Below are 25,891 nucleotides of genomic sequence, written 5' to 3'. Positions count from 1 at the left end.
GCGGAAGCTGACGCCGGAATCCGAAGGCCGACTCGCGCTGGGCCGAACCGGGGATCAGGCGCCGCGCAGCCGCTCAAACGCCGAGACGCCCCCCCGGGTCGGCAGCCAGACGGCGATCTCGTCGGCCAGCGCCTCCGCCGACGTCGCCGTGCTGTCGACCTCGAGGTCGTAGAGTCCGTGGGCATGGACCAACTCGTGCATCGACCGCGCCTGGCCGGGCGCCCGGTCGCCGCGGGCCCGCTCGCGCCGCTCCAGCTCGGCGAGGTCGCAGCTTACTCCGACGAAAGCCACGTCCACGCCCACCAGGACGTCAGTCCAGTCCGTCAGCATCGCCGGCTCCAGGACCACTTCGTCGAGGATGATCCGCAGTCCCGCATCGACGGCTGCCCGCATCATCCGTCGCCAGGCCGCCAGCAGTCGACGCCCCTCGGAGCCGATCAACAGGACAACCGCGCCATCGGCGCGTGTGACGAACTGGAAGCCTTCTGGGTTGTCGTGCCATCGCAGCGGCGCGCGCTGGATCGGATCATCGACGCCGAAAAGGACGTAACCGTCCGGAAGCCGCGCCTGCAACGCCTTCGCCAACGTCGATTTCCCCGCCGACGTGCTGCCGTTCAGGAAGATCACGTCCGGCGGCGACATCCCCTTACCCCATCAGCCCTTTCAGCCGGTACAGCGCGTCCAGCGCCTCGCGGGGGCTCATGCCGTCGGGGTCGAGGGCGGCGAGGGCTTCCTCGGTCTTGCTGGGGCCATACTTCGCCTCGGGCTCGGCCACGGCGGCGAAGAGGGGGAGGTCGTCGAGGTTGGCGGGGCCGGCGGCCTCCTTCTCCAACCGCTCCAGCACCTGCTTCGCGCGCGCCACCACCGGCGACGGGACGCCGGCCAGCTTGGCGACCTGGACGCCGTAGGAGCGGTCGGCGGGACCCGGGCCGGCCTCGTGCAGGAAGATCAGCTCGCCATTCCACTCCTTGGCCTTGAGGCTGAGGTTGGAGACGTGCGCCAGCCGCCCCTCCAGCACCGCCAGCTCATGGTAGTGGGTGGCGAACAGCGCCCGGCAACGGTTGGTCTCATGCAGCGCCTCGGCGCAGGCCCAGGCGATGGCCAGGCCGTCGTAGGTGGCGGTGCCCCGGCCGATCTCGTCCAGGATCACCAGGCTGCGCGGCGTCGCCTGGCTGAGGATCGCCGCGGTCTCGACCATCTCCATCATGAAGGTGGAGCGCCCCCGCGCCAGGTCGTCCCCGGCGCCGACGCGGCTGAACAGCCGGTCCACCACGCCCAGCCGCAATCGCTTCGCCGGCACGAAACAGCCGGCCTGCGCCAGGACGGCCAGGATCGCGTTCTGCCGCAGGAAGGTCGATTTACCGGCCATGTTCGGGCCGGTGACGATGGACAGCCGCGCCGCGCCAACGCCCGCCCCGTCGAGCCGGCAGTCGTTGGGGGTGAAGGCCTCGCCGGCTCGCCGGACCGCCGCTTCGACCACCGGATGGCGCGCCGCCTCGGCCTCGAAGGCGCTGGAGCGATCGACGACGGGGCGGGTCGCGCCGACATCGTCGGCCCATTCGGCAAGCGCCGACGCCACGTCCAGCACCGCCGCCGCCTGGGCCGCAGCCTGGATGGGCGCCGCGACGCCCGTCGCCGCCTCGCGCCAGGCCTCGAAGGTCTCGATCTCTATGGCCAGGGCCCGCTCGGCCGCCTGGGCGATCTTCGCGTCCAGCTCGGCCAGCTCCACGGTCGTGAAGCGCACCTGATTGGCCAGGGTCTGGCGGTGGATGAAGGTCGCGTTCAACGGCGGCGCCATCAGCGGCTCGGCCGCCTTGGCGGTGCACTCGACGAAATAGCCCAGCACCGCGTTGTGGCGGATCTTCAGGGCGACGCCGCTTTCGCCGGCCAGCCGGGCCTCCAGCGCCGCGACCACCCGCCGGCTGTCGTCGCGCAACGCCCGGGCCTGGTCCAGCTCGGGACGGATCCCCTCGGCGACGAAGCCGCCGTCGCGCGCCTGGGCCGGCAGCTCGTCGCCCAGGCCTTCGGAGAGCAGCGCGCGGAAGGCCGCGAGCTCCGCATGCAGCGGCAGGGTCAGGGCCCGGAGCGCCTGGGCCACCTCCTCCGGTGGCTGCACCAGCGGGTCGCGCAAGCTGGCGAAGAGCTCGGTCACGGCCTCGCCGATGGCCAGGCCGTCGCGCACCGCCCCCAGGTCGCGCGGCCCGCCGCGCCCCAGCGCCAGCCGCGACAGCGCCCGCGCCATGTCGGGCATGCCCTTCAACGCCTCGCGCAGGCGCTGGCGCTGGGCCCGGTGCTCGCAGAACCAGGCCACCGCGTCGAGCCGGGCGTCGATCGCCGCCGGGTCCAGCAGCGGCCGGGCCAGCCGCGAGGCCAGCAGGCGCGCGCCGGGCGCCGTCACCGTCCGGTCGATCGCCGCCAGCAGCGAGCCGTCGCGCGATCCGGTCGTCGTCCTCTCGATCTCCAGGCTCGTCCGCGTGGCCGGGTCGATGACCATCACGTCGGCCTCGCCCGCCCGACGCGGCGCGGAGAGCGCGGGCAGCTTGCCGGCCTGCGTCGTCTCCAGATGCGCCGCGATCAGGCCGAGCGCCGAGACCTCGGCCCCCGAGAGCTGGCCGAAGCCGTCCAGGGTCTCGACGCCGTACAGCCGCTTCAGCCGCGCCTCGGAAGCGCCCGGTTCGGCCAGGGCGCTCGGCATCGGCTGGACGAAGCCCCCCGCGCCCTTCAGCGCCGCCGACACCGCCTCGTCGGCAAAGAGCCGGTCGGGGACCAGCACCTCGGAAGGTCCCAGCGCCGCCAGGGCCGAGGCCAAGCCCGCGACGGTCACCGCCAGGCATTCCACCTCCCCGGTGGAGAGCTCGACGCTCGCCACCGCCGCGCCGCCGGCTCTCACGGAGACGGCCGCCAGCCGGTTGGCGCCGCGCGCGTCCAGCAGGCCGTCCTCGGTCAGGGTGCCGGGCGTCACCACCCGCACCACGTCGCGGCGAACCACGGACTTGGAGCCGCGCTTCTTGGCCTCGGCCGGATCCTCGAGCTGCTCGCAGACCGCGACCTTGAACCCGGCGCGGATCAGCTTGGCGAGATAGGCCTCCATGGCGTGGGCGGGCACGCCGGCCATGGGGATCGGCTGGCCCCCGTGCTGGCCGCGGGCGGTCAGGGTGATGCCCAGGGCCGCCGCCGCCTTCTGCGCGTCCTCGAAGAACAGCTCGTAGAAGTCGCCCATGCGGAAGAAGACCAGGGCGTCGGGCTGGCGCGCCTTGGCGTCGAAGAACTGCGCCATCACCGGCGAGGCGCCGGTGGCGTCTGGCGTGGAGGTGGGAAGCGGCGCGTTCATCAAGCGGGCGACGCTAGAGGATGCGGCTGAGTCCCGCACCCCCTTGAACGCCGCCAGCCAAGCGCCAAGCTGTGGATGGATGGCGCAAGGCAGTGTGCAGTCGGGGTTCGTCGTCTTTCCCGCCGGTCCGGCGGACGCCGAGGCGTTGGCGCGCGTGCACGTGGCCGCCTGGCGACAGACCTACCCGGGGCTCTTGCCCGAAGCCTACCTCGCCCGCATGTCCGAGGCCGCGCACGCGCGCCGCTTCGCCCGCCGCCTGCTCCAGCCCGGCCCTGACGACGTGACGCTCGCCGCCGCCGACCGGTGGGGGCTCGTGGGCTATGCAGAGGCCGGGCCCTCCCGCCGCGGCGTCCCCGGCGAAGCCGAGGTCCAGACGCTCTACCTGCTGCGCCCCGCCCAGGGCCGCGGCCTTGGCCGCCAGCTCCTCGCCGAAACCGCCCGCGCCCTCGCCGCCCACGGCGCCCGCTCGCTGGTGATCTCCGTCCTGCGCGACAATCTCCGCGCCCGCGCCTTCTATGAGCACCTGGGCGGCCAGGCGGAACCGGCGCGCCTGGAGCCCGGCCCCGGCGGCGCGCGCCTCTATGAGGTGGCGTACTGGTGGCCGGATATCCGTGACGTGGCCGGGTAAGGCGAGATCGCCTTACCCGCGTTCAGTCGTAGACGACGCCGGTGAGGTAGAGCCCCTCCGCCGGCGCGACCGGGCCACAGGCGCGGCGGTCGCGCGCGTCCAACGCCGCCTGCACGTCGGCCCGGGTCCAGCGCCCGACGCCCACCTCGGCCAGGGTGCCGGTCATGCTGCGCACCTGCCGGTGCAGGAACGAGCGGGAGGCGAACTCCAGGATCACCTCTGCGCCCTCGCGTCGGACATTGGCCACGTCCAGGGTCTTCACGGGCGACTTCGCCTGGCAGGCCAGGTCGCGGAAGGTCGTGAAGTCGTGGTGACCCACCAGCACCTGCGCCGCCTCATGCATGGCCTCGGCGTCGAGAGGCTTCTTCACGTGCCAGACCCGGCCCTGGTCCAGCGCGGGCGGCGCCATGCGGTTGAGGATGCGGTAGCGGTAGCGGCGCCCGGTGGCAGAGAAGCGGGAGTGCCAGTCGCCCTCCGCGACCGACGCCTCCAGGACGGCCACGGGGTCCGGCATCAGGTGGAAGTTCAGGGCGTTGCGCACCGTGTCGGCGGGCCAGTCCTTGGCGAGGTCGACGTGCGCCACCTGGCCCGTGGCGTGGACGCCGGTGTCGGTGCGGCCTGCGGCGCCGACCCGGATCTCCTCGCCACAGAACTTCTTCACCGCCCGCTCCAGCGCGCCCTGCACCGACGGCAGGTCGGCCTGGGCCTGGAAGCCGTGGAACGGCCGGCCGTCGTATTCGATGAGCAGGCGGTAGCGGGGCATCAGGGCAGCTTCGTCCCGGCCGGCACGGGGTTGCCGCGCAGGAAGGCCTCGGCGTCCTGCGGACCCTTGCCCTCGCGCTGTACCCGCAGCAAACGCACCGCGCCCTCGCCGGTCCCGATCAGCAGGCGGTCGTCCAGGGACACGCCCGGCGCCCCGTCCACATCCTCGAAGGCCGACAGCAACGCCTTCACCCGCACCGGCCCTTTCTCCGTCGGCAGTTCGAACCAGGCGCCAGGAAAGGGCGAGAGCCCGCGGATCTTGCAGTCCAGCACCGGGCCGGGCTTCGTCCAGTCCAGGCGCGAGAACTTCGGGCTGATCTTCTTCGCGTAGGTGACGCCCTCCTCGGCCTGCGGCGTGGCGACGGCGGTCCCGGCCGCGATATCCGCCAGCGTCCGCACGATCAGGTCGGCGCCCGCGGCGGCCAGCCGGTCGTGCAGCGTCCCGGCGGTCTCCTGCGCGTCGATCCGCACCGTCGCGGTGGAGAGCACCGGGCCCTCGTCCAGCCCTTCGGTCATGCGCATGACCTGAACGCCGGTGACCTTGTCGCCGGCCATGATCGCCCGCTGGATCGGGGCCGCGCCGCGCCACCTGGGCAAGAGCGAGGCGTGGACATTGTACGAGCCCAGCCGGGGCGCATCGAGCACCGCCGCGGGCAGGATCTGGCCGAACGCCACGACCACCGCCGCGTCGAGGCCCAGCGCCGCGAAGGCCTCGATCTCGGCCGGGTCGCGCATCGAGGCCGGCGTGCGAACGGGAATCCCCCGCGCCTCGGCGAAGGCGTGCACGGGCGAGGGCTTCAGCTCGTGCCCGCGACCGCGGGGCGCCGGCGGCTGGGAATAGACGCAGGCCACCTCGTGCCCGGCCTCCACGATGGCGGCGAGGGCGGCGACGGCGAAATCAGGAGTGCCGAGGAAGGCGAGGCGCATGGCGGGGGTTTAGCCGCGCCGGGCGCTCAAGGGAACTTGGGCCACCTGGGGAACTTGGCGACAAGCGGGACCGTTCTGCCGCCGACGTCTGGAGAACCCGACCATGAGAACCCTCGCCATCGCCGCCGTCCTGGGCCTCGGCCTCGCCGTCGCCGCCTGCTCCGAGGCCGAGCGCCGCGACGCCGGAAACGACCTCGAAGCCGCCGCCGACAAGGTTGGGGCGGAAGTGAAGGACGCCGTGGACAGTCCCGAAGTCAAGGAAGTGGGCGCCGAGATCAAGGACGCGGCGGGCGACGCCGGCCAGGTGATCAAGGACGCCGCCAAGGGCGCGGCCGAAGGCGCCCGCGAAGGCGCGGCCAAGGTCGAGGCGGAGAGCGGGGACGCGGCGAACTGAGGCCTACGCGGCCCGCGTGAGCTTCTTGACCTTCTTCACCGCCTGCTCGCGCTTCAGCCGCGACAGGTGGTCGATGAAGAGGATGCCGTCGAGGTGATCCATCTCGTGCTGGATGCAGACGGCGAAGAGGCCGTCGGCGTCTTCCTCGACCTGTTCGCCCTGGTAGTTGAGGTAGCGCAGCTTCACGCGCGCCGGCCGCTCCACCTCGTCGAAGTATTCCGGCACTGACAGGCAGCCCTCCTCGTAGGGCGCCGTTTCGTCCGAAGCCCAGAGGATCTCCGGGTTCACGTAGTAGCGGGGCTGCTTCTCCTCGCCCTCGCGGGAGAGGTCCATGACGATGACGCGCTTGGGCACGCCGATCTGGATCGCTGCCAGGCCGATGCCCGGCGCGTCGTACATCGTCTCCAGCATGTCATCCATCAGCGCGCGCAGGTCGTCGTCGACGGCCGCCACGGGCTGGGACACCTGCTTCAGCAGCGGGTTGGGGACGGTGATAATCTCGCGGAGCGCCATGGCGCCGAGGTAAGTGGCCCATTCCTGAGCGTCAAGGTAGGACAACCGCCCCGCGACCCCAGGCCGCCGGCGCGCCTCAGCTCTCGGCGGCCAGCCGCACCGTCGGCTGTTCGTCGCTCGTCAGCTTGGCCAGCGGTCGAACCGCGACCTCGACCGGCGACAGCTCGGCGATGTCCTTGCCCTCGTGGTCGACCTTCAGGTCCTCGAAGCGGCGCGCCTGGGTCAGCACCTGGGTCTCCAGCGAGCCGACCATCTGGTTGTACCGAGTGACCGCCGCCTCCAGCGCCTTGCCCACCGAGCCGGCGTGCGCGCCCATCACGGCGATGCGCTTGTAGAGCTCCCGGCCCAGGTCGGCGATCTTGCGGGCGTTGGCCGCCTGGTCCTCCACCCGCCAGCCGTAGGCCACCGCCTTGCAGAGTGCGAAGAGGGTCGAGGGCGTCACGATCACCACGCGCCGGTCCATCGCCTCGCTCATCAGGTCGGGCGCGCGGTCCAGCGCCGCCGCCAGGGCCGAATCCAGCGGCACGAACATCGCCACGAAGTCGGGCGAGGCGTCGAACTGGTCCCAGTAGGCCTTGGCCGACAGGCCCTGGATATGGCCGCGAACGCTCTGGACGTGGCGCAGGCCCGCGGCGTCGCGGCCGAGGTCGTCAGCGGCGTCCTGCAGCTCCAGGAAGGCGTTCAGCGAGCACTTGGCGTCGATCACGAACACCCCGCCGCCCGGCATCCGCACGGTCACGTCAGGCCGACGCCGCCCCTCCTCGGTGTCAGTCGAGGTCTGCTCGTCGAAGTCGTAGCGCTTGGAGAGGCCCGCCGCCTCCAGCACGTTGCGCAGGGTCTGCTCGCCCCAGCGTCCCTGCACGCCCGCGCCGCGCCGCAGGGCCGCCGACAGCTTGCGGGCCTCGTCCTGGGTCGCGGCCGAGGCGGCCAGCATCTGGGCGATCTGCTCCTTGAGGCCGCCCTGTTCCTCGGCCCGCTGCTTCTCGACGGCGGTCACCTGTTCCTGGAACTTCTGCAGGCTCTCGGCGACCGGCTTCAGCTGCGCTTCAAGGCGGGCCTGCGCCAGTTGCTCGCGGTTGCGGACCTGCTCCTCGTTCCGGCGTAGGATCTCCTCGGCCACGCTGGCGGCCGACTGGGTGAGCTGGGCCTGCACCAGGTCGCGCTGTTCCTCGATCAACTTCGCCCGCAGCATCGCCGCCGCGGCGCGTCCCCGCTCGCGCACGGCCCAGATCAGGGCGCAGGCGGCCACGAACACGCTGACGATCGAGAGGAAGAGCAAGCCGTTCATGCTGCGTTCTTACCGCAGCCGGCGAGTCGGCGCTATGCCGGCCGGCGGGCCCGCATGGCCTGGGCGATGGTGCCGTCGTCCAGCCAGTCCAGCTCACCGCCCACCGGCACCCCGCGGGCCAGCATGGTCACAGACACGCCGGCGCCCGCGAGCCTGTCGGCCAGGTAGTGGGCCGTGGTCTGCCCGTCGACCGTCGCCGGCAGGGCGAGGATCACCTCGCGCACGCCCTCCTCGGCGGCGCGCGACACCAGCGGGCCGATACGCAGCGCGTCGGGGCCGACGCCGTCCAGCGCCGAGAGCAGGCCGCCCAGCACGTGGTAGCGGCCACGGAAGGCGCCGGCCCGCTCCATGGCCCAGAGCGCGCCCACCTCCTCCACCACGCAGATCAGCGTCCCGTCCCGCGCCGGGTCGGCGCAGATGGCGCAGGGGTCCTGGGTGTCGAGCGAGCCGCAGACCTGGCAGGTCTTCACCCGCGCCGCCGCCTCCGACAGCGCGTCGGACAGCGGCAGCAGGAGTTGCTCGCGGCGCTTCAGCAGGGCCAGCGCCGCCCGCCGGGCCGAGCGGGGCCCCAGCCCCGGCAGCTTGGAGAGCAGGCCGATCAGGCGCTCGATCTCGGGTCCGGCGGAGGCGGCCAAGGTCAGAACTTCGGCATGCCCGGGATGTTCATGCCCGCCAGCGGACCGGCGGCCTCGCGCATCACCGCCGCCTGCTGCTCGTCCAGCCGGCGCTTGGCGTCGGCATGCGCGGCCACGATCAGGTCCGAGACCACCTCGCCCTCGCCCGGCGCCATCAGGCTCTCGTCGATGTCCACGCGCGCCAGCTCGCCCGTGCCCTTCAGCTTCACCTTGACCATGCCGCCGCCGGACGTGCCCTCGACCTCGATCGCCGCGATCTTCTCCTGCGCCTCGGCCATGCGCTGCTGCATGGCCTGCGCCTGCTTCATGATCGAACCGAGGTCTTTCATACCGATACTCCCTGCGCGCCAAAGGCGCTGAATCTAGGAACCACAGACAACGCAGAAAACACAGAAGGCGGCTGAGGCAAGCGTCGCTCCCTCACTTCGGCGCCCTTCTGCGTCTTCCGCGGGTCATATCCACCGCAGCTGAGCCGCCTATTCGTCGCCGTCGTCATCCTCGGGCGGGGGCGCTTCGGCGGCGGTCGGCTCGGGCTGGAGGGCCTGGCGGATGCCGATGATCTCGGCGCCCGGGAAGGCGGCCATCACGGACTGCACGAACGGATGCGCCTCGATCTCGGCCCGCGCCTCCCGCTCCTCGCGCTTCTGCTTTTCCCACAGGCTCTCGGCCCCGCCGCCGCCCTGGGTCGAGAGCAGCCAGCGCTCGCCCGTCCACTCCTTGAGCCGCATCACCAGCCGCTGGGCGAGGTCTGAGGGCGCGCCGGGCGCGGGCTCGTACTCGATGGCGCCGGGCCGGAAGCTGATCGGCCGGATGAAGCGCTCCACGTCCAGCTTCAGCCGGATATCGCGCCGCCGATCGATCAGCGCCAGCATGTCGGCGAAGGACTTGAGGTTGGCCGAGGGCTCGAGGCTCGCGGCCGTCGCGGGCATCGGCTGGCGGGCGACCGCCGAGACCATGCCGCCGCCGCTGGCCTGGGCGCCGCCGCCGCCACCGCCGCCAGAAGGACCGCCGCCAGGCCCGCCCGTGAGCGGCTCGCCCGACTGAAGCCGCTTCAGCGCCTCCTCCGGGCCAGGCAGGTCTGCGGCATAGGCCAGCCGGATCAGCGCCATGTCCACCGCCGCCGCCGCGTCGGGCGCGCGCCGCACCTCGTCATAGGCCTTCAGCGTGAGCTGCCAGATGCGCGACAGCGCCCCGGCCGAGACCGCCGCGCCCACAGCCGCCAGCCGCAGCGCCTGCTCCTTCGGCATCACCAGGGCCGCCGGGCCGATGGCCTTGGCCACCGAGGCGCCGTGGGTGTGGTCCAGCAGGTCCATCACCACCTGGTCCGGGTTGGCCCCGTAGCCATACAGCGTGCGGAACGTCTGGATCGCCGCACCGGCGTCGCCGCGCATCACCTGCTCGAACAACTCGATGGTCTGCGCCCGGTCGGCCAGGCCCAGCATGTCGCGGATGGACGCGGCGGTGACCGTCTGGCCCGGCTCGGCCTGGACGATGGCCTGGTCCAGCATCGACTGGCCATCGCGCACCGAGCCTTCTGCAGCCCGGGCGATGAGCATCAGACCCTCGGCCTCGACGCGCGCGCCTTCGTTCTCGCAGATCATCTCCAGGTTCTTGACCAGCACCTCGGGCTCCACGCGGCGCAGGTCGAACCGCTGGGTCCGAGAGAGGATGGTCACCGGCACCTTGCGGATCTCGGTGGTGGCGAAGATGAACTTGGCGTGGGGCGGCGGCTCCTCCAGCGTCTTCAGGAGCGCGTTGAACGCCCCCGTCGACAGCATGTGGACCTCGTCGATGATGTAGACCTTGTAGCGGGCCTCGACGGGAGCGTAGCGCACACCGTCCAGCAGCTCGCGGATGTCGTTCACCCCGGTGCGGCTGGCGGCGTCCAGCTCCAGCACGTCCATGTGCCGCCCCTCGATGATGGCGCGGCAGTGCAGCCCCTCTTCCTTGAAATCGAGGGTCGGGGCGTGGATCTCGTCGGTCTCGTAGTTGAGCGCCCGCGCCAGCAGGCGCGCGGTCGTCGTCTTGCCCACCCCGCGGACGCCGGTGAGCATGAAGGCGTGGGCGATGCGGCCCGAGGCGAACGCGTTGCGCAGCGTCCGCACCATGGCCTCCTGGCCATAGAGGTCGTCGAACGTCCGGGGCCGGTATTTCCGCGCGATGACCGTGTAGGCGGCCGACTGTTCCGGGGGCGGGGCCGGCGGCGGACCGCCGAACATGTCGCCCGTGTTCGGGTCCCGCTCGGGCGGCAGGTCGGAATCGTGGAGGTCGAAGTCGTCGCCCATGAGCCCATGTAACGGGAGGCGCCCGGCGCGGGAAAGGGGGGCCAGCGCCGCGCGCGCGATTCCGCGACATGGGACGCCGATCGCAGTCGCCTCCAGCGCGAAATCGGGCGGCGCGATCCAGCGTCACCATGAATATTTTTAATCAGTTTTATTATTACTGGACTCTTGCCATGGGCCCCGCCAAGGGTGGGCCCGCGCTCGCGCAACCGGAGTCCCAGTATGAAAAGCGTTCTAGCCCCTGTCGTGGCAGCCCTCGCCGCGGCCGTCTCCCTGACCGCGGCCGGCGCTCAGGCGGCGACCTACATCAACTACGGCCCGACCGGCGCCGACGGCGGGTTCACAATCACCTTCGGCAACACCGGCATCACCGGGTCCAGCTTCACCGACGTGTTCGATCTCGCCCTGCCGACCGGGCGCGGCGACTTCGTCATCACCTCGACCATGAGCGGCGGCTCCCAGAACATCACCTGGAGCAGCGTGGCCTTCAACGGCGACGAGTTCTCGGCCGGCGTGATGGGCTGGAACGAATTCCGATTCCTGAACGGCGTCGAGCTGACGCTGGGAGAAGGCCAGCAGCTGGTCCTCAAGGGCGCCAGTGGCGGCAACGCCTCGTACAGCGGCGTCATCACCTTCATGCCCGCCGCCCCGGGCGCCGTGCCCGAGCCCGGCGCCTGGGCGCTGATGATCCTGGGCTTCGGCGGCGCCGGCGCCGTGCTTCGGCGCGCCCGCGGCCGCGCAGCGTTCGCCTGATCGTTCACCAGCGTTCCGCGATCAGTCGAGCAGACGCCCCGGTCCCCACGGCCGGGGCGTTTTGCTGTCGGAATGCAGTGGGGGAAGGTGGAGACCGGACAACGACCCGAGCCGTGACCCGTTGTGGCTGCTGCCTTCCGGCCCTGACCAGGTTGGCGGGGCGTTCGTCCGCCGCCGATCTCCGTGGCGGCATATGGAGGATCGGAGCGGCGGGAGCAAGTGGCGTGACGCCGCGTCGCGCAGCTTGGCCCTTGGAACTCCCGCCGGACTTGCCGGTTTCCGCGGCGGGTCTGGGCAACAACAACAGCGCGCCCTTAGCGGCGCGGAGCAATCGCCGTGCGTCCCGAGGCCATATTCAAAGTCGAACCCTATGGCGGCAAGTGGGCCGTGGTCTGTGAAGACGAACCGCTTGTCGTGACCGAAACCGAGGCGGACGCCGCCCGTCTGGCTCAGGGCGCGCTCGTCACCCTCGCGCCGGCTCGCCCGCCCAGGCCCTCGCGGCCAGCGGCTATGGTCGAGCCTCGCAGCTTCTCAGCAGAATCCGACGACGGGCCAGGGCCGTTCGGCTTCCCCGTGACGGAAACGGGCGACGGCCGCTGAGCGGCCTTCGCAGCGGCCCCGAGGGCGCGCTACCGGCGGAACGGGCGGCGCGGCGGTCCGCCGCCGACGCGCGGCGCGGCGTCGCGATGGCGGAAGATGATCCGGGCGCGATCCATGTCGTAGGGGGTCATCTCGACCGTCACCTTGTCGCCGACCATCGAGCGGATGCGGTTCTTCTTCATCTTGCCGGCGGTGTAAGCCAGCACTTCGTGGTCGTTTTCCAGGCGAACGCGGAAGCGGCCCTCGGGGAGCAGCTCGGTGATCTCGCCTTCGAATTCGATGAGTTCTTCTTTGGCCATCAGGTCCTCGCTACGGCGTCATCGGGAAACGCAAACGGGCCGGCTTCCGCCGGCCCGTCGCATCTGAAGGCGGCCGTGAGGCCGCCGGCGGATCAGACCGCCTGCAGCTGGCCGGCCGACATCTTGCCCGAGCGGCGGTCCTGCTCGAGGACGAAGCCGATGGTCTGGCCCTCGTTGAGGGTGCCCAGACCCGCGCGTTCGACAGCGCTGATGTGCACGAACACGTCGGCCCCGCCTTCGCTGGGCTGGATGAAGCCAAAGCCCTTTTGGGCGTTGAACCACTTCACGGTTCCGGTTTGCATGATAGTCCCCTTCCGGACATGAGGCCTCACGCCGACGATCGGCGTGACGATCAAATTTTCGGAGAGGTCGAAGAGCAGATTTCCGCCACGGATCCTTGAAACCGGCAGAACGTCAGCAAACCAAAACGAGGATTTGACGCCCATAGAGTGGGCTTTCAGGGCCGCCAAAGCAAGAGGCCTGCGACAGAATGCGATCCGAAAGGGGTCTCGCGGCGGGCGCATCCTTGCGCGGCGTCGCGCGTTGAATAGGCATGCAGAACCGTCTCACCGCGCTCGAGCGCGCGTTCGAACTGGCCCGGTCGGGCGAGTGTCATGGCACCGACGAGATCCGCAAGCGCCTGAATTCAGAGGGCTATTCCGGTCAGCAAGTCACGGGGCCGACACTGTTGCGCCAGCTCCGTGAATTGTGCGCCAAGGCCAGGATCGAAGCCGAAGCCTGACCCGCGGGCCGGCCTAGCCGGCCAGCGCCTTGTCGATGTCGGCCGCGTCATGCCGCTCGGCGAGCGTCTTCTCGCCCTGGACCCGATTGACGATGCGGCCGCGCTTCACGGCCGGCCGCGCCGCGATCTCGTCGGTCCAGCGCTGGACGTGCTTGTAGTCCTGGACCGACAGGAACTCGCCCGCCTCATAGACCAGGCCCTTGGCGAGCGCGCCGTACCAGGGCCATACGGCGATGTCGGCGATGCTGTAGTCCTCGCCGCCCAGATACCGGCTGTCGGCCAGCCGGCGGTCGAGCACGTCGAGTTCGCGCTTCACCTCCATGGCGAAGCGGTCGATGGCGTATTCGATCCTGAACGGCGCGTAGGCGTAGAAGTGGCCGAAGCCGCCGCCCAGGTAGGGCGCGGAGCCCACCTGCCAGAACAGCCAGGACATCACCTCGGCCCGCTTCGCCGGATCGGTCGGCAGGAAGGCCCCGAACTTCTCCGCCAGGTGCACGAGGATCGCGCCGGATTCGAAGATGCGGATCGGGGTCGGGCCGCTGCGGTCCATCAGCGCCGGGATCTTGGAATTGGGGTTCACATCCACGAAGCCGGACGAGAACTGGTCGCCCTGGCCGATGTTGATGAGCCAGGCGTCGTACTCCGCGCCCTTGTGCCCGAGGGCCAGCAGCTCCTCGAACATCACGGTCACCTTCACGCCATTGGGGGTGCCCAGGGAGTAGAGCTGGAACGGATGCTTGCCGACCGGCAGGTCCTTGTCGTGGGTCGGGCCCGCGATCGGCCGGTTGATGTTGGCGAAGCGCCCCCCGCTCTCCTTGTTCCATTGCCAGACCTTGGGCGGCGCATAGTCGGCCGGGTGATTGGGCGGCGGTTTCGCGGCGTCGTTGGCCATCTTGGCGGGCTCCCCTATGTCGCCGGCTCGCGCAGTCGCGGCCGGGCGCTTGTTCCGATGTGGCGCCGTCCGGCGCATTTCGCCAGCCTTCGCCGCCTCGACGGTTTCTCAACGGGGCCCTAGAAGGGCTGCATGGCGCTCTCCTTCTTCCAGAACACCTTTGCCGGCAATCCGCTCGACCGGGCCAGCGACCGGCGATCCGACACGGCCTGGCTGGCGAGCCAGCTGGCCTCGTCCGACAGCCTCGGGCTCGCCCTGTGGAACGGCAAACCCTTCGTCGAGAAGACCAAGGACGGCGGCGTGCAGATCGCCTATCTGCCGGCGCGCCTGGTGAGTGAGCTCGCCGGCGGGCCCGAGCGCCTGCTGTTCATGGGCCTCTGGAAGGAGACCGCGGTCTTCGCCGTCGACCTCGAGGGCTCCAGCGACCCCGCCCATGGCCCGCTGCAGGGGCTCGGCGAGTTCGCCGACCTGCGGCAGGTGGCGCTTCAGCTTCCCGCCACCGACGCCGGCATCCTGGCGACCGCCAAGTCGATGTTCGAATGGCGCCGCCGCCATCAGTACTGCGCCGCCTGCGGCAAGCCCTCCGACGCCAAGGACGGCGGCTGGAAGCGCCAGTGCCCGGCCTGCGAGGCCGAACACTTCCCGCGCACGGACCCGGTGGTGATCATGCTGCCGACCCACGGCGAACGCTGCATGCTGGGCCGCCAGGAGATCTGGCCGAAGGGCATGTTCTCGGCCCTCGCCGGCTTCCTGGAACCGGGCGAGAGCATCGAGGAGGCCTGCGCCCGCGAGCTGGCCGAGGAGGCCGGCCTGCGCACGCGCACGGTCCGCTACCACTCGACCCAGCCCTGGCCCTATCCGTCCTCGCTGATGATCGGCCTGATCGCCGAGGTGGAGGACGACGAGGGCACGCCCGACCAGACCGAGCTCTCCGAGATCCGCTGGTTCACCCGCGAGGACGCGCGCCGCCTGCTCAAGGGCGAGATCGACGGCGTCTTCTGCCCCCCGCCGCTGGCTATCGCCCACCAGCTCCTGAAGGCGTGGGCCGAGGAGGGCTAGGTCTTCAGCGGCTGCGGAACGGGTCGGCCGGATAGACGCCGAGGATCTCGAAGCGCTCCGAGAAGAACCTGAGCTCCTCGAAGGCCCGGGCCAGGCCGATGTCCTCGGGCCGGCCGTCGACCTCGGCGTAGAAGAACGTCGCCGTGAACAGGCCGTTCTCCATGTAGCTCTCCAGCTTGGTCATGTTCACGCCATTGGTCGCGAACCCGCCCAGGGCCTTGTAGAGCGCCGCCGGCAGGTTCTTCACCCGGAAGATGAAGCTGGTCACGCAGGGCTGGGTGAAGGGCGGCGGCGGCGGGTCCTTCTCCGCCGTCATCACCAGGAACCGCGTGGTGTTGTTGTGCTCGTCCTCGATGTCCCGCATCAGGATCTCCAGCCCATAGAGCTGGGCCGCCAGGGCGGGCGACACCGCCGCCTTGGTCGGATCGGGATTCTCGGACAGCTCCTTGGCCGCCGCGGCCGTGTCGCCGCTGCCCTGGGTCTTCAGCTTCAGCCGGCGCAAGGTCTTGCGGCACTGGCCGAGGGCGATCGGCATCGAGACGGCCGTGGTCACCTGCTCCAGCTTCACGCCCGGATTGACCATGAGCTGGAAGTGGATCGGTTTGAACCGCTCGCCGATGATCTTGAGACCCGACGACGGCAGGAGGTGGTGCACGTCGGCCACGCGCCCGGCGATGGAGTTCTCCACCGGGATCATGCCGAGCTTGCAGTCGCCCGACTTCACCGCCTCGAAGGCGTCCTCGAAGCTGGCGTGCGGGACGGGCTCGTACTCGGGAAAGAACTGCGAACAGGCCTCATGGCTGTTGGCGCCGAGCTCGCCCTGGAAGGCGATGCGGGGCTTGGTCATGAGGGTCCCCCGATGGTGTCTGCGAAGTGGCGTGCGGCGGCCAGGTCGGCCGGCGTGTCCACGGAGATCGGCGCCGCGTCGGCCACGGCGGCCCAGATGGAAAGTCCCAGCTCCATCGCCCGGAGCTGTTCGAGCTTCTCGCGCCGCTCCAGCGGCGACGGCGGCGCGGCGTTGAACCGCTGCAGCGCCTCGCGCCGGTAGCCGTAGATGCCCACGTGCCGCCACACCGGCGCGTCGCCGTACAGGGTGGAGCGGGTGAAATAGAGGGCCCGGCCGATCCGATCGCCGGGCGGCATGGCCAGCACCGCCTTCACCACGTCGGAGTTCGACCGGTCAGCGGGCGTGGCCTCGGGCGCCACCAGGGTCGCTATGTCGCACTCCGGCCGTTCGGCCAGCAGGCTGGCGCAGGCCGTGATCACGTCGGGCTCCACGAACGGCATGTCGCCCTGCAGGTTGATCACCACGTCCCGCTCGCCGCGCGGGTCCAGCACGTCCAGCGCCGCCAGGATCCGATCCGAGCCCGAGGGCAGGTCCGGGTCGGTCAGCACGGCGCGCCCGCCCGCCGCCTCCACCGCGTCGACGATCTCGGGATCCCCGGCCGCCACGGCCACCGGTCCGACGCCGGCGGCCTCGGCCTGGCGCAGGACGCGCACGATCATCGGCGCGCCGCCGATGTCCGCGAGGGGTTTGCCCGGCAGACGGGATGCGGCCAGGCGCGCCGGGATGAGGACGATCGGGTTCATCGGCATGTGAGGGCGGTTGCGCGAGCGCCGGTAGCGTGTAAGAGAGCCGCACGCAATAAGGGGCGGGATTCCCGCGCGTCCCGCGGGCGCAAGTCCGCTGGCCGATGAGAGGCGTGACTAGGGGATTATGAGCGACCTGACGTTCAACAAGATCGCCGGCGCGGTGCTGGCGACCGGCCTGGCCATCGTCGGCCTTCGTGAACTCAGCGCGGGCGTGTTCGCGCCCGAGCAGCCGGAAAAGGCGGGCTACGCCGTCGAAGTCGCCGAAGAGGGCGGCGCGGGCGGCGGGGCGGTCGAGCTGCCGCCGGATTGGGGCACGCTGCTGCCGGTCGCCGACGTGGCGGCGGGCGAAGCGGCCTTCGCCAAGTGCAAGTCCTGCCACACGGTGGACCAGGGCGGCGCCAACGGCACCGGTCCGAACCTGTTCGGCGTCGTCGGCGCCAAGCCAGCCGCGCATGCGGGCTTCGCCTATTCGCCGGCCATGACCGCCCACGCGGGCGCTGCGCCGGTCTGGACCTACGATGAGCTCGACGCCTTCCTGAAGGCGCCGCAGAAGCACGTCGCCGGCACCAAGATGACCTTCGTCGGCCTGAAGAAGCAGGAAGAGCGGGTCGCCGTGATCGCCTACCTCAGCAGCAAGGGCGGCAAGCTGCCCGTGCCGGCTCCGGATCCGGCCCGCCAGCCCGGCGCGGCGGCGGCTCCGGCCGCGGGCGACGCTGCGGCTCCGGCGGCGGAAGGCGCTCCGGCCGCGGCCGATGCGGCGCCGGCCACCCAGGGCGCCGCGGGCCAGGGCGAAGCCGCTCCGGCGGCGGCCGCGGCTCCCGCGCAGAAGTCGGCGCCGGCCCCCAAGGGCTGAGCCGGACGACAGATCAGATGGAGATGGCCGGGCGATGTCCCGGCCATTTTCGTTTCAGGGGTCAGTCAGGGCGGCGGAAGGCCGTGGGCTCGCCGGCGCCGGCTGCGCGAATCCGGTCGACCGCCTCGGCCAGCGGCTCGACCACCGTCGCCATGTGATGGCCGTTGGCGTGGACGATGCGTCCCTCGCCGACGCCCAGGGCCACGTGGCCCTTCCAGAACACCAGGTCGCCACGCCGGAAGTCGTCCGCGACGATCGGCGCGCCCAGCGCCTGCTGCTGGTCGGTGTCGCGGGGACAGGCCCGACCGCAGGCGAACAAGGCCTGCTGCACCAGTCCCGAACAGTCCAGGCCCAGGCTCTCGCGGCCGCCCCACAGGTACGGCGCGCCCACGAACCGCTCGGCCACCGCCGCCCAGTCGTCTTCGAACAGGCCGATCGGCGAGAGGTGATCGGCCGCCATCCAGCCCGCACCCGTCACCTTGGCGAGGCGCCCCTCGACGGCCTCGACCGTCACCAGGCTGTTGATCGAATAGGGGCCCGAGGCACGCGTCTTGATGCTGGCCTCGGCGAACGCATAGGTCCGGAGGGCGGAAACCCGGTGGGTCGGCATGGCGCCGGCGGGCTGCAGCGTCGCGGCCTCCACGAAGCCGACGTAGCCGTCGCGGGCGGCCTGGCCGAACACCCACGCGCCCTCTTCCTCCAGCACCTCGAACCGCTCGCCGAACAGGACCTGGTCCATCTGCTCGGCGTTGCCGTCCGGGCCGGCGCGGAGCGCCGCGGCCGGGGCCATGCAGCTCATGGCCTTGGGATCGAGATAGACCTCGGCCTCCAGCACCCCTTCCAGGCTGCGGGCCGCGATCCCGTCGCGCCAGGGCGTGATGCGGGGATCGTGCTTCATGCGAAACGCTCGCGGATCATGCGGTAGAGACCGCGGATGGCCTGGGCCTCCGCGCCTGCCGGGAATCCCGGCCGGCCCTTGGGGTTCCAGGCGAAGATGTCGAGGTGGACCCAGGGGCCCTTGGGCGCGAACCGCTGGAGGAAGAGGGCCGCGGTCACCGCGCCCGCCTGCGCCCAGCCGTCCGGGTCGTTCTTGATCTCGGCCACGTCGCTGTCCAGCGCGTCGGCGTAGGGCTTCCACAGCGGCATGCGCCAGAGAGGGTCCGATTCCGCCGTCGCCGCAGCCTCGATCTGCGCGGCCAGCTCATCGTCGTCGGTGAAGAACGGCGGCAGCTGCGGGCCCAGGGCGATCCGCGCCGCGCCGGTCAGGGTGGCCATGTCGATGGTCAGCGCCGGCTCCAGCTCCGCCGCCCGGGTCAGGGCGTCGGCCAGGATCAGCCGGCCCTCGGCGTCGGTGTTGCCGACCTCGATCGAGACACCCTGACGCGAGGCGATCACGTCGCCCGGCCGCATGGCGTCACCGGAGATCGCGTTCTCCACGGTGGGCACGAGCACCGCCAGGCGCACGGGCAGCCCGGCCGCCATGATCATCCGGCCGAGCGCCAGGGCGTGGGCGGCGCCGCCCATGTCCTTCTTCATCAGGCGCATGCCGGCCGACGGCTTGATGTCGAGGCCGCCGGTGTCGAACACCACGCCCTTGCCGACGATGGCGACCAGCGGCTTGGCGGCGTCGCCCCACATGATCTCGATGAAGCGCGGCGCGCGGGCCGGATCGGCGGCGCGGCCCACGGCGTGCACCGCCGGATAGCCGGCTTCCAGCAGCCCCTCGCCCTCGATCACCGTGACCTGGCCGCCGTGCTGCTCGGCGATCTCGCGGGCGATGGTCTCGATCTGGCGCGGACCCATGTCGTTGGCCGGCGTATTGACCATGTCGCGGGCCAGGGCGCAGGCGTGCGCCACCTGGCGCGCCTCGGCGACGTCGCAGCCCTCGACCAGCAGGCGCGGGCGCTCGCCATCCTTCTTCTTGTACCGGTCGAAGCGGTAGCTCCCCAGGGCGAAGGCCAGGGCGATCCGGTCGGGCGACACGCCGGCAGGCGCCTCGGCAAGACGATAGACGCCGGCGGGCAGTTTCGCGGGCAGCGCGCGGAAGGCGTCGACCTTCGGCGTCTCGCCCAGTCCGAACAGCACCCGGGCCACCGCGCCGGCAGCGTCGGGCACGAGGAGAAGCTGGCCGGACTTGCCCTTGAACTCGGCCGTCCGCGCCAGGGCCGCGGCAAAGGCGTCGGCTTCCAGCGCCTTGGCCGTTTCGGCCTCGGTCAGCGCATGAATCGGCGTCGCGACGCCGTCGAAGGTGTCCAGGATCACGTCAGACATGCGCTCGCCTCATCGGCGTGCATGTCGTGGTTGGGAGACGCCGCCGCAACTCAGAGCCCCAGGACCGCGCCGAACGGCGAGGCCGACAGGGTGACCAGCGCGCCGATGCAGATCGCCACGCCATAGGGCACGGGCTCGCCCGGTTCCGCCAGGCGCGCCACCCACGGCGGTCCCATCAGGGCGAGCGGGCGGAAGAGCGCCGAGCGCATCAGGATCAGCACGCCCGCCAGGCCGCCGCCGGCCAGGGCCGCGGTCAGCAGGAACCCGGTCAGGGCCGGCCAGCCGATCCAGAGCGAGGCCGCCGCCAGCAGCTTGGCGTCGCCGCCGCCGACCCAGCGCAGGGCGAACATCGCCATGCCCGCGGCCAGCACGCCGACGCCGACGCCCACATGCAGGCCGATCGCCGGCAGCGGCAGCCCCACGGCCAGGGCGGCGAGCGGAAACAGCACGACCAGCGCCGCCGAGATCCAGTTGGGGATCGTGTACGACATCGCGTCGCGCAGGGCGGCCGCAACGACCAGCGCCGGGAAGGTCAGGACGAGGATGGCGACAAGGAACGAAGGCATCGGACGAAACCCTTTGCTCCATCATGCCTAACCACGCGTGAACGGAGCGTTGCAGCCAAGCTTGAAAGCAAAAGGCCCCCGGCGTTTCCGCCGGGGGCCCTGGAAGCGTCAGACGCTCGCGATTTACGGCGTGCCGCTCGTCGCGGTGTCCACGTCGTCGCTGATCTTCTCGAAGGCGGTGTTCAGGCTGCCGCCGACGGCTTGCAGCGCGCCGACGAGCACGACGGCGATCAGAGCGGCGATCAGGCCGTACTCGATGGCGGTGGCGCCGGATTCGTCCTTCAGGAAGCGGGTCATGAACTTCGACATTGGGCTCTCTCCATTCTAGCGAGCAGACTGTGGGGGGCCTCAAGCTCTTGCCTGCTCGCCCCTAAGAACACGCCCAATGTCCCCCATCGCGTTTAAGGCGCCATGAATCCACATTACTAATAAATCTACATGGTTTACCGTTGTTAATCATTTACCGCGGGAAACCATGCGCAGAATTACGCACATTTTTCCGTTTGGATTCAACAGTTCAACGCGACGCCAAGGTCCAGCTCCGGCCGCCGCCCCGCACGAAGAACAGCCCGACAAGGCCCAGGCCCAGCAGTAACAGCAGCATTGCGAAGCCGCCCTGTTGCGTGCCGGTGAGCGCGGTTCCCTGGTTCACCAGCGTCGGCGCCAGCCAGGCGGTGGCCACGCCCGACAGCGCGTAGACCCCGAAGAAGGCCCCGGTCTGGTCCGGCGGCGTCAGGCGGGTCAGCAGGGTGCGGCTGGAGGCGTACTGGGCGGTGATGAAGATGGCGTAGGTGCAGCCGATGCCGGCGAACACCAGGTCGGGCAGCGTCGAGAACACCGGGCTGTCCCACACTGCCACGCCCGGCGTCACCGGCCAGAGGTAGGCGATCAGGTCCGGTCGCATGCCCAGCGTCAGGGCCAGGCCGGCCATGGCGCAGGAGATCTCGATCCTGAGCGCGTTCTTCGGCCCGACCCCGGCGTCCAGCCAGCGCCCGACGAAGCCGCCCAGCACCGCGAACACGCTGAGCAGGATGCCGAAGGCCAGCATCTCCAGCGCGCCCCACTTCATCACGCCGACCGCGAACACCCCGATGTAGACCAGCACCCCGTTCATGCCGTCGACGAAGAACATCCGCGAGCCGATGTAGACCGCCGCGTCGCGGTACCGGCTGACCGTCCGCAGCATGCTCCACAGCTCGGCCGCGCCCTCGGCGAGCGCCTGCAGGGGGCGCCGGCCGGTCGGCGCGGCGTCCGGCGTGAACAGGAACAGCGGGATGGAACCCACCAGCAGAAGGCCGGCGGCCATCCAGGCCACCACCCGCTCGGGCTCGTGCGCCGCCGGGTCCAGGCCGAACAGCGGCTGCGCGGGAACCCAGCTCCAGTCCACGGTCCCCGGCAGGGCGAAGGCCCAGAAGGTGAAGCTGAGCGCAAGCACCGAGAACAGGTTGCCGAGAGAGAGCGCCAGCCCGGACGCGCGGTGCGCGCTGCGCAGGCCCGCCGCCCGCACCAGCAGCGAATTGTGCAGGATTTCGGAGTAGCCGAAGAGGATCTGGGCGCTCATCACGCACAGCATGGTGGCCTCGACCGACAGGCCCGAGCCGTCGGGCCTGGCCCACCACAGCGCCGCGGTCAGCGGGACCATCAGGCCGACCACCAGGGCCAGCCACCCCTTCCGCCGGCCCAGCTTGTCGATGGAGGCGCCGATGAACGGCGCCGTCGCCAGCACGACCCAGCCGGCCCACTGGTTCCAGCGGGAGATGACCTCCTGGCCCTTCACCGGGTCGCCGACCATCACGCCCGCCACATAGGGCATGAAGACGTAGATGATGATCAGGATGACGATCGGGTCGCGCCCGCCCTGGAACACGGCCCAGGCGAGCCCACCCCGGTTCAGGCGGTCGTCACCGCCATAGTCGGCCTCCAGCGGCGGATCGACCACCGCCGCGGCGCCCTGGATCTCGGGCGCGATCGGATCCTTCAACGACGTCTCCCCTCTTCACGACGGCTCTTGTCGGCCGTTGCGCCCACCGTAGCGGCGGCGGAGGGGTTGTCGACTACTGCTGCAGCCGGCCCTCGGCGGCGGCCAGGACCGCGCGGGAGTCCACCGACACGCCCTGCGCATTCAGCGCGTCGCACAGGGCGGTCAGGCACAGCCGCACGTGCCACGGCGTCGCCGACTCGCCCATCAGGCCGATGCGCCAGACCTTGCCCTTCAGCGGCCCCAGGCCCGCGCCGAGCTCCAGGTCCCAGGCCTTGAGCACGTGGGCCCGCACGGCGGCCTCGTCGACCCCATCGGGCACGATCACCGTGTTGAGCATCGGCAGCCGCCACTTCGGCTCGACCAGGAACTTCAGGCCGGCCGCCTCGATCCCCGCCGCCAGCGCCTCATGCATCCGCGCGTGGCGCACCGTGGCCGCCTGCACGCCTTCCTCGAACAGCACCACGAGGGACTCGTGCAGGCCGTAGAGCGCGTTCACGGGCGCGGTGTGGTGATAGGTCCGGCCGCCGCCCCCGCTTCCTTCCGGGCCGCCCCAGTAGGCCATGAGCAGGTTGAAATCGAGCAGCCAGTTGCGGACCTTCTCCTTGCGCCCAGCGATGGCCGCCTGCGCCGCCTTGCTGAGGGCGATGGGGGAGAGTCCGGGCGGCGCGGACAGGCACTTCTGGGTGCCGGAATAGATGACGTCGGCGCCCCAGGCCGCGGCGTCCACCGCGATCCCGCCCAGCGAGGTCACGCAGTCCACCACCGACAGCGCCCTGTGCTTGCGCGCCAGGCCGCAGAGCGTGGCCGCATCGCTGCGGACGCCGGTGGACGTCTCGGCGTGGACGAAGGCCAGCAGCTTGGTCGGCGCCTCGGCCAGCGCCGCCTCGACCCGGGCGGGATCAACCGGCTGGCCCCACTCGTGCTCCACCGTGACCACCGTCGCGCCGGCGCGGCCGGCCATGTCGGCCATCCGCCCGCCGAACACGCCGTTGATGGCGACCACCGCGCGGTCCCCCGGCTCCAGCAGGTTCATCATCGCCGCCTCCATGCCGGCGGTGCCGGGCGCGGGCAGCGGGACGCAGGCGTGGTCCGGGGCGTTGAACAGCCGCTGCAGCGCCCCCTTGATCTCCTCCATCAGCGACTGGAAGGCGGGATCCAGGTGGCCGATGGTCGGCCGCGCCAGGGCGGCGAGGACGCGCGGGCTGACGTCGGACGGGCCCGGCCCCATCAGGACCCGGCGGGGCGGCTGGAAAGTCTGCATGATGTCTCCGGTGGCGTCAGCCCAGCAGGCGGTCGTGGATGCGGCCCCGCACGTGGTCGTCGAGGCCCAGCACCTCGTCGAGGTAGCCGTCGAGCGAGCCGTGGGCCGCGAGGATCACTTCGAAGGCCTTGGCCATGTATTCGGCCTCGACCCGCATCGCGGTCATCAGCGCCTCGTCCGAGGCCTCGCGGCCGGTCTGCTCGCGCACGACCTCGCGGATCGTGGGCAGGCGCTTCTGCAGCCGCTCCTCGTCGTTGGTCAGCAGGTAGTCGGCCACGATATCGTCGTCGTGCACGCCGGCCACGTGGTGGGTCAGGGCGCAGAGGATGCCGGTCCGGTCCTTGCCGGCCGCGCAGTGCACCAGCACCGGACCTTCCGTCTGGGCCAGGGCCTGGAAGTAGCGCCGATAGAGATCGATGTGCCGGCGCTGGAACGGCAGCTTGTCGTAGTAGTCCAGCATGTAGGCCCGGAACGACTGGGGGGTCAGGTCCGAGGTCTGGATGAACGTCGCCCACTCGTCGGCGGTGTCCTGGCCGATGTCGTTCTCGATCACCTGGGCGGCGTGGCCGGCCCAGCGGCGGTTGGGCTCCCGCTCCCGCTCGTTGGTCCGGCGCAGGTCCACGACCACCGCGAGGCCCAGTTCGGCCAGCTTGCGCAGGTCCTCGTCGGTCGCCTTGCCGTGGTGGGCCGACCGGTAGAGCAGGCCGCGCTTCAGCCGCCGCCCCCGGGCGTCGTAGTCACCGAAGTCCCGGAAGTTGTCGATGCCTTCGAAGGCGATGCGGCGCGTCATGCCGCGTCTTCTAATCGTTCTCCGTGCAAGTTTCGAGGCGCCGCGGCGTCATCCGCCGGCGACGGCTTCACGCGGCGCGGGAACGCGGGCAGGACTGCTCCGCCATCCGTGAGGACCGTCATGACCATCAGCCGCTGGGCCGCCGCCCTCGCCCTCCTCGCCACGCCGTCCCTTGCGGCCGAGCCGCCCGCGATCCCCATGTCGCAGGTTGAGGCGGCGCACCCCGCCCTGCCGCCGCTCCTCACCCTTCGCGACCGCGCCGCCGTCGAGGACGCCCTCCTCACCGAGCGCCTCCAGACCGTCGTCCCGCGCCTGATGCGCGAGGAGGGGATCGACATGTGGGTGCTGGTCGCCCGCGAGTATCTGGAGGACCCGGTCCTCGCGACCATGCTGGACGCGAAGAGCCTGCGCGCCCGCCGCCGGACCATCCTGGTCTTCTTCGATCCCGGCGAGGGCCGGCCGGTCGAGCGCCTCACCGTCAGCCGCTATGGCCTGCCCGGCATGTTCGAGGGCGCCTGGAAGCCGGAGCAGCAGCCCGACCAGTGGAAGGCCCTGGGGGATCTGATCGCCGCGAAGAACCCGAAGAAGATCGCCCTGAACGTCTCGGCCCTCACCGCCTTCGGCGACGGCCTGACCGTGAGCCAGCGCGACGGCCTCATGGCCGCGCTCCCGGCCCCCTACCGCGACCGGATCGTTTCCGGCGAGCGGCTCAGCGTCGGCTGGCTGGAATCGCGCATCCCGGCCGAGATGAAGCTCTACCCGGGCGTCGTCCGTCTGGCCCACGCCGTCCTCGCCGAGGGGCTGTCGGGCCAGGTGATCAAGCCGGGCGTGACGACCACCGACGATGTCGCCTGGTACTTGCGCGAGCGGCTGTCCCGCCTGGGCGTCGCCACCTGGTTCCACCCGTCGGTCGGCGTGCAGCGCCAGGGGGCGAAGGGCATGCTCGACGGCGACACGGTCATCCAGAAGGGCGACCTCGTCTGGACCGATTTCGGGGTCACCTACCTGCGGCTCAACACCGACACCCAGCACCTCGCCTATGTCCTGAAGGATGGAGAGACCGAGGCCCCGGCCGGGCTGCGCGCCGGCCTCGCCGCCGCCAACCGGGTGCAGGACGCCGTGACCGCCTCGTTCAAGGTCGGGCTCAGCGGCAACGACATCCTCGCCGCCGCGCGCGCCAAGGCCATCGCCCAGGGGCTCGACCCGTCGATCTACTCCCACCCGCTGGGCTATCACGGTCACGGCGCCGGGCCCGCCATCGGCTTCTGGGACAACCAGAACGGCGACGAGCGCGGCGCGGCCAAGGTGTTCGCCCACACCGTCTGGTCCATAGAGCTGACCGCGACCCACGCCGTGCCCGAGTGGGACGGCCAGAAGGTCGCCTTCCGCACCGAGGAGGACGCCTATTTCGACGGCAAGGAGGTCCGCTACCTCGACGGCCGCCAGACCGAACTCACGCTGATCAGGTAGC

29 protein-coding genes and 1 other RNA gene are annotated in these 25,891 nt (G+C 71.1%); 8 read left to right on the top strand and 22 right to left on the bottom strand.

Features of this window, described 5'->3' with window-relative positions:
- Positions 1-54: 54 nt before the first annotated feature.
- A complete protein-coding gene (locus tag DJ019_RS06980) occupies positions 55-642 on the bottom strand; it encodes a chloramphenicol phosphotransferase CPT family protein (RefSeq protein ID WP_111275252.1) in 588 nt (195 codons plus the stop codon).
- Between the two features lie 4 nt (positions 643-646).
- Positions 647-3,331, bottom strand: a complete 2,685-nt coding sequence (gene mutS, locus DJ019_RS06975; protein WP_111275251.1) for a DNA mismatch repair protein MutS — start codon at positions 3,329-3,331, stop codon at positions 647-649.
- Between the two features lie 79 nt (positions 3,332-3,410).
- On the opposite strand from mutS, the gene DJ019_RS06970 reads away from it, so the two are divergent.
- A complete protein-coding gene (locus DJ019_RS06970) occupies positions 3,411-3,959 on the top strand; it encodes a GNAT family N-acetyltransferase (RefSeq protein ID WP_165843917.1) in 549 nt (182 codons plus the stop codon).
- Between the two features lie 22 nt (positions 3,960-3,981).
- On the opposite strand, the gene truA is transcribed toward DJ019_RS06970, so the two are convergent.
- Together truA and fmt are read right to left on the bottom strand one after the other, a co-directional pair.
- Positions 3,982-4,722: a tRNA pseudouridine(38-40) synthase TruA gene (gene truA, locus DJ019_RS06965; RefSeq protein WP_111275249.1), complete on the bottom strand. Its 741-nt coding sequence runs from the start codon at positions 4,720-4,722 to the stop codon at positions 3,982-3,984.
- Entirely contained in the window at positions 4,722-5,648 is a 927-nt protein-coding gene (fmt, locus tag DJ019_RS06960; protein WP_111275248.1) for a methionyl-tRNA formyltransferase, read from the bottom strand. The genes truA and fmt overlap by 1 nt, the downstream gene beginning before the upstream one ends.
- A 103-nt stretch (positions 5,649-5,751) precedes the next feature.
- On the opposite strand from fmt, the gene DJ019_RS06955 reads away from it, so the two are divergent.
- Positions 5,752-6,042 (top strand): hypothetical protein, encoded by a 291-nt coding sequence (locus tag DJ019_RS06955; protein ID WP_111275247.1) that lies wholly within the window; start codon positions 5,752-5,754, stop codon positions 6,040-6,042.
- Between the two features lie 3 nt (positions 6,043-6,045).
- Here the strand turns inward: DJ019_RS06955 and DJ019_RS06950 are convergent, their stop codons facing one another.
- The 5 genes from DJ019_RS06950 to DJ019_RS06930 all read right to left on the bottom strand — a co-directional run bounded on the left by DJ019_RS06950 (position 6,046) and on the right by DJ019_RS06930 (position 10,763).
- Entirely contained in the window at positions 6,046-6,555 is a 510-nt protein-coding gene (locus DJ019_RS06950) for a peptide deformylase (protein ID WP_111275246.1), read from the bottom strand.
- 76 nt (positions 6,556-6,631) lie between these two features.
- Complete coding sequence (locus DJ019_RS06945) at positions 6,632-7,843, bottom strand: DNA recombination protein RmuC (RefSeq protein WP_111275245.1); 1,212 nt, start codon at positions 7,841-7,843, stop codon at positions 6,632-6,634.
- Between the two features lie 32 nt (positions 7,844-7,875).
- Positions 7,876-8,478: a recombination mediator RecR gene (gene recR, locus DJ019_RS06940; RefSeq protein WP_111275244.1), complete on the bottom strand. Its 603-nt coding sequence runs from the start codon at positions 8,476-8,478 to the stop codon at positions 7,876-7,878.
- 2 nt (positions 8,479-8,480) lie between these two features.
- A complete protein-coding gene (locus tag DJ019_RS06935; RefSeq protein ID WP_111275243.1) occupies positions 8,481-8,807 on the bottom strand; it encodes a YbaB/EbfC family nucleoid-associated protein in 327 nt (108 codons plus the stop codon).
- A gap of 147 nt (positions 8,808-8,954) precedes the next feature.
- On the bottom strand, positions 8,955-10,763 hold the full coding sequence (locus DJ019_RS06930; protein WP_111275242.1) for a DNA polymerase III subunit gamma/tau: 1,809 nt from the start codon (positions 10,761-10,763) through the stop codon (positions 8,955-8,957).
- A gap of 219 nt (positions 10,764-10,982) precedes the next feature.
- Here DJ019_RS06930 and DJ019_RS06925 point away from each other — a divergent pair, with 219 nt between their 5' ends.
- Positions 10,983-11,513: an FxDxF family PEP-CTERM protein gene (locus DJ019_RS06925; RefSeq protein ID WP_111275241.1), complete on the top strand. Its 531-nt coding sequence runs from the start codon at positions 10,983-10,985 to the stop codon at positions 11,511-11,513.
- Positions 11,514-11,598: 85 nt separating this feature from the next.
- Here DJ019_RS06925 and ffs read toward each other — a convergent pair.
- Positions 11,599-11,697: signal recognition particle sRNA small type (ffs, locus tag DJ019_RS06920), an RNA gene on the bottom strand.
- A 152-nt stretch (positions 11,698-11,849) separates the two neighbouring features.
- Here ffs and DJ019_RS06915 point away from each other — a divergent pair.
- Positions 11,850-12,113, top strand: a complete 264-nt coding sequence (locus DJ019_RS06915) for a hypothetical protein (RefSeq protein ID WP_111275240.1) — start codon at positions 11,850-11,852, stop codon at positions 12,111-12,113.
- Positions 12,114-12,142: 29 nt separating this feature from the next.
- On the opposite strand, the gene infA is transcribed toward DJ019_RS06915, so the two are convergent.
- The gene (gene infA / locus DJ019_RS06910; RefSeq protein ID WP_111275239.1) at positions 12,143-12,412 is read right to left on the bottom strand and encodes a translation initiation factor IF-1; all 270 of its coding nucleotides are present in this window, start codon (positions 12,410-12,412) and stop codon (positions 12,143-12,145) included.
- Positions 12,413-12,504: 92 nt separating this feature from the next.
- The gene (locus DJ019_RS06905) at positions 12,505-12,714 is read right to left on the bottom strand and encodes a cold-shock protein (RefSeq protein WP_111275238.1); all 210 of its coding nucleotides are present in this window, start codon (positions 12,712-12,714) and stop codon (positions 12,505-12,507) included.
- A 251-nt stretch (positions 12,715-12,965) separates the two neighbouring features.
- Between DJ019_RS06905 and DJ019_RS06900 the strand changes: the two genes are divergently transcribed.
- Positions 12,966-13,154: a hypothetical protein gene (locus DJ019_RS06900; protein ID WP_111275237.1), complete on the top strand. Its 189-nt coding sequence runs from the start codon at positions 12,966-12,968 to the stop codon at positions 13,152-13,154.
- Between the two features lie 13 nt (positions 13,155-13,167).
- On the opposite strand, the gene yghU is transcribed toward DJ019_RS06900, so the two are convergent.
- Positions 13,168-14,046, bottom strand: a complete 879-nt coding sequence (gene yghU / locus DJ019_RS06895) for a glutathione-dependent disulfide-bond oxidoreductase (protein ID WP_111275236.1) — start codon at positions 14,044-14,046, stop codon at positions 13,168-13,170.
- A gap of 132 nt (positions 14,047-14,178) precedes the next feature.
- On the opposite strand from yghU, the gene nudC reads away from it, so the two are divergent.
- On the top strand, positions 14,179-15,105 hold the full coding sequence (gene nudC, locus DJ019_RS06890) for an NAD(+) diphosphatase (protein ID WP_111275235.1): 927 nt from the start codon (positions 14,179-14,181) through the stop codon (positions 15,103-15,105).
- Between the two features lie 4 nt (positions 15,106-15,109).
- Here the strand turns inward: nudC and DJ019_RS06885 are convergent, their stop codons facing one another.
- Both DJ019_RS06885 and DJ019_RS06880 read right to left on the bottom strand, forming a co-directional pair.
- Entirely contained in the window at positions 15,110-15,952 is an 843-nt protein-coding gene (locus tag DJ019_RS06885; RefSeq protein WP_111275234.1) for a prephenate dehydratase, read from the bottom strand.
- Positions 15,949-16,695 (bottom strand): 3-deoxy-manno-octulosonate cytidylyltransferase, encoded by a 747-nt coding sequence (locus DJ019_RS06880; protein WP_111275512.1) that lies wholly within the window; start codon positions 16,693-16,695, stop codon positions 15,949-15,951. Before DJ019_RS06880 ends, DJ019_RS06885 begins: the two co-directional genes overlap by 4 nt.
- Before the next feature lie 127 nt (positions 16,696-16,822).
- On the opposite strand from DJ019_RS06880, the gene DJ019_RS06875 reads away from it, so the two are divergent.
- Positions 16,823-17,551 (top strand): c-type cytochrome, encoded by a 729-nt coding sequence (locus DJ019_RS06875; RefSeq protein WP_111275233.1) that lies wholly within the window; start codon positions 16,823-16,825, stop codon positions 17,549-17,551.
- A 61-nt stretch (positions 17,552-17,612) separates the two neighbouring features.
- On the opposite strand, the gene DJ019_RS06870 is transcribed toward DJ019_RS06875, so the two are convergent.
- From DJ019_RS06870 to DJ019_RS06840, 7 genes are all read right to left on the bottom strand, one after another.
- Positions 17,613-18,449: a C40 family peptidase gene (locus DJ019_RS06870; RefSeq protein WP_111275232.1), complete on the bottom strand. Its 837-nt coding sequence runs from the start codon at positions 18,447-18,449 to the stop codon at positions 17,613-17,615.
- Entirely contained in the window at positions 18,446-19,822 is a 1,377-nt protein-coding gene (locus tag DJ019_RS06865) for a leucyl aminopeptidase family protein (RefSeq protein WP_111275231.1), read from the bottom strand. The genes DJ019_RS06870 and DJ019_RS06865 overlap by 4 nt, the downstream gene beginning before the upstream one ends.
- Before the next feature lie 50 nt (positions 19,823-19,872).
- Complete coding sequence (locus DJ019_RS06860) at positions 19,873-20,388, bottom strand: A24 family peptidase (RefSeq protein WP_111275230.1); 516 nt, start codon at positions 20,386-20,388, stop codon at positions 19,873-19,875.
- Between the two features lie 123 nt (positions 20,389-20,511).
- Positions 20,512-20,697, bottom strand: coding sequence for a Flp family type IVb pilin (locus DJ019_RS06855; protein WP_111275229.1), 186 nt, complete (start codon positions 20,695-20,697; stop codon positions 20,512-20,514).
- Between the two features lie 208 nt (positions 20,698-20,905).
- A complete protein-coding gene (locus tag DJ019_RS06850) occupies positions 20,906-22,369 on the bottom strand; it encodes an MFS transporter (protein WP_240606389.1) in 1,464 nt (487 codons plus the stop codon).
- Positions 22,370-22,442: 73 nt separating this feature from the next.
- Positions 22,443-23,630 carry a pyridoxal-phosphate-dependent aminotransferase family protein gene (locus tag DJ019_RS06845; protein ID WP_111275228.1) on the bottom strand — a complete coding sequence of 396 codons (1,188 nt, stop codon included), beginning with the start codon at positions 23,628-23,630 and terminating at the stop codon, positions 22,443-22,445.
- 16 nt (positions 23,631-23,646) lie between these two features.
- Positions 23,647-24,420: a tyrosine-protein phosphatase gene (locus DJ019_RS06840; protein ID WP_111275227.1), complete on the bottom strand. Its 774-nt coding sequence runs from the start codon at positions 24,418-24,420 to the stop codon at positions 23,647-23,649.
- A gap of 120 nt (positions 24,421-24,540) precedes the next feature.
- Here DJ019_RS06840 and DJ019_RS06835 point away from each other — a divergent pair, with 120 nt between their 5' ends.
- Positions 24,541-25,890, top strand: coding sequence for a M24 family metallopeptidase (locus tag DJ019_RS06835; RefSeq protein ID WP_205854100.1), 1,350 nt, complete (start codon positions 24,541-24,543; stop codon positions 25,888-25,890).
- Position 25,891 lies beyond the last annotated feature (1 nt).

Source organism: Phenylobacterium kunshanense, from assembly GCF_003254525.1.
Lineage (GTDB): Bacteria > Pseudomonadota > Alphaproteobacteria > Caulobacterales > Caulobacteraceae > Phenylobacterium > Phenylobacterium kunshanense.
The sequence above is the reverse complement of the archived record's forward strand: the minus strand, read 5'-3'. Positions and strand labels throughout refer to the sequence as shown.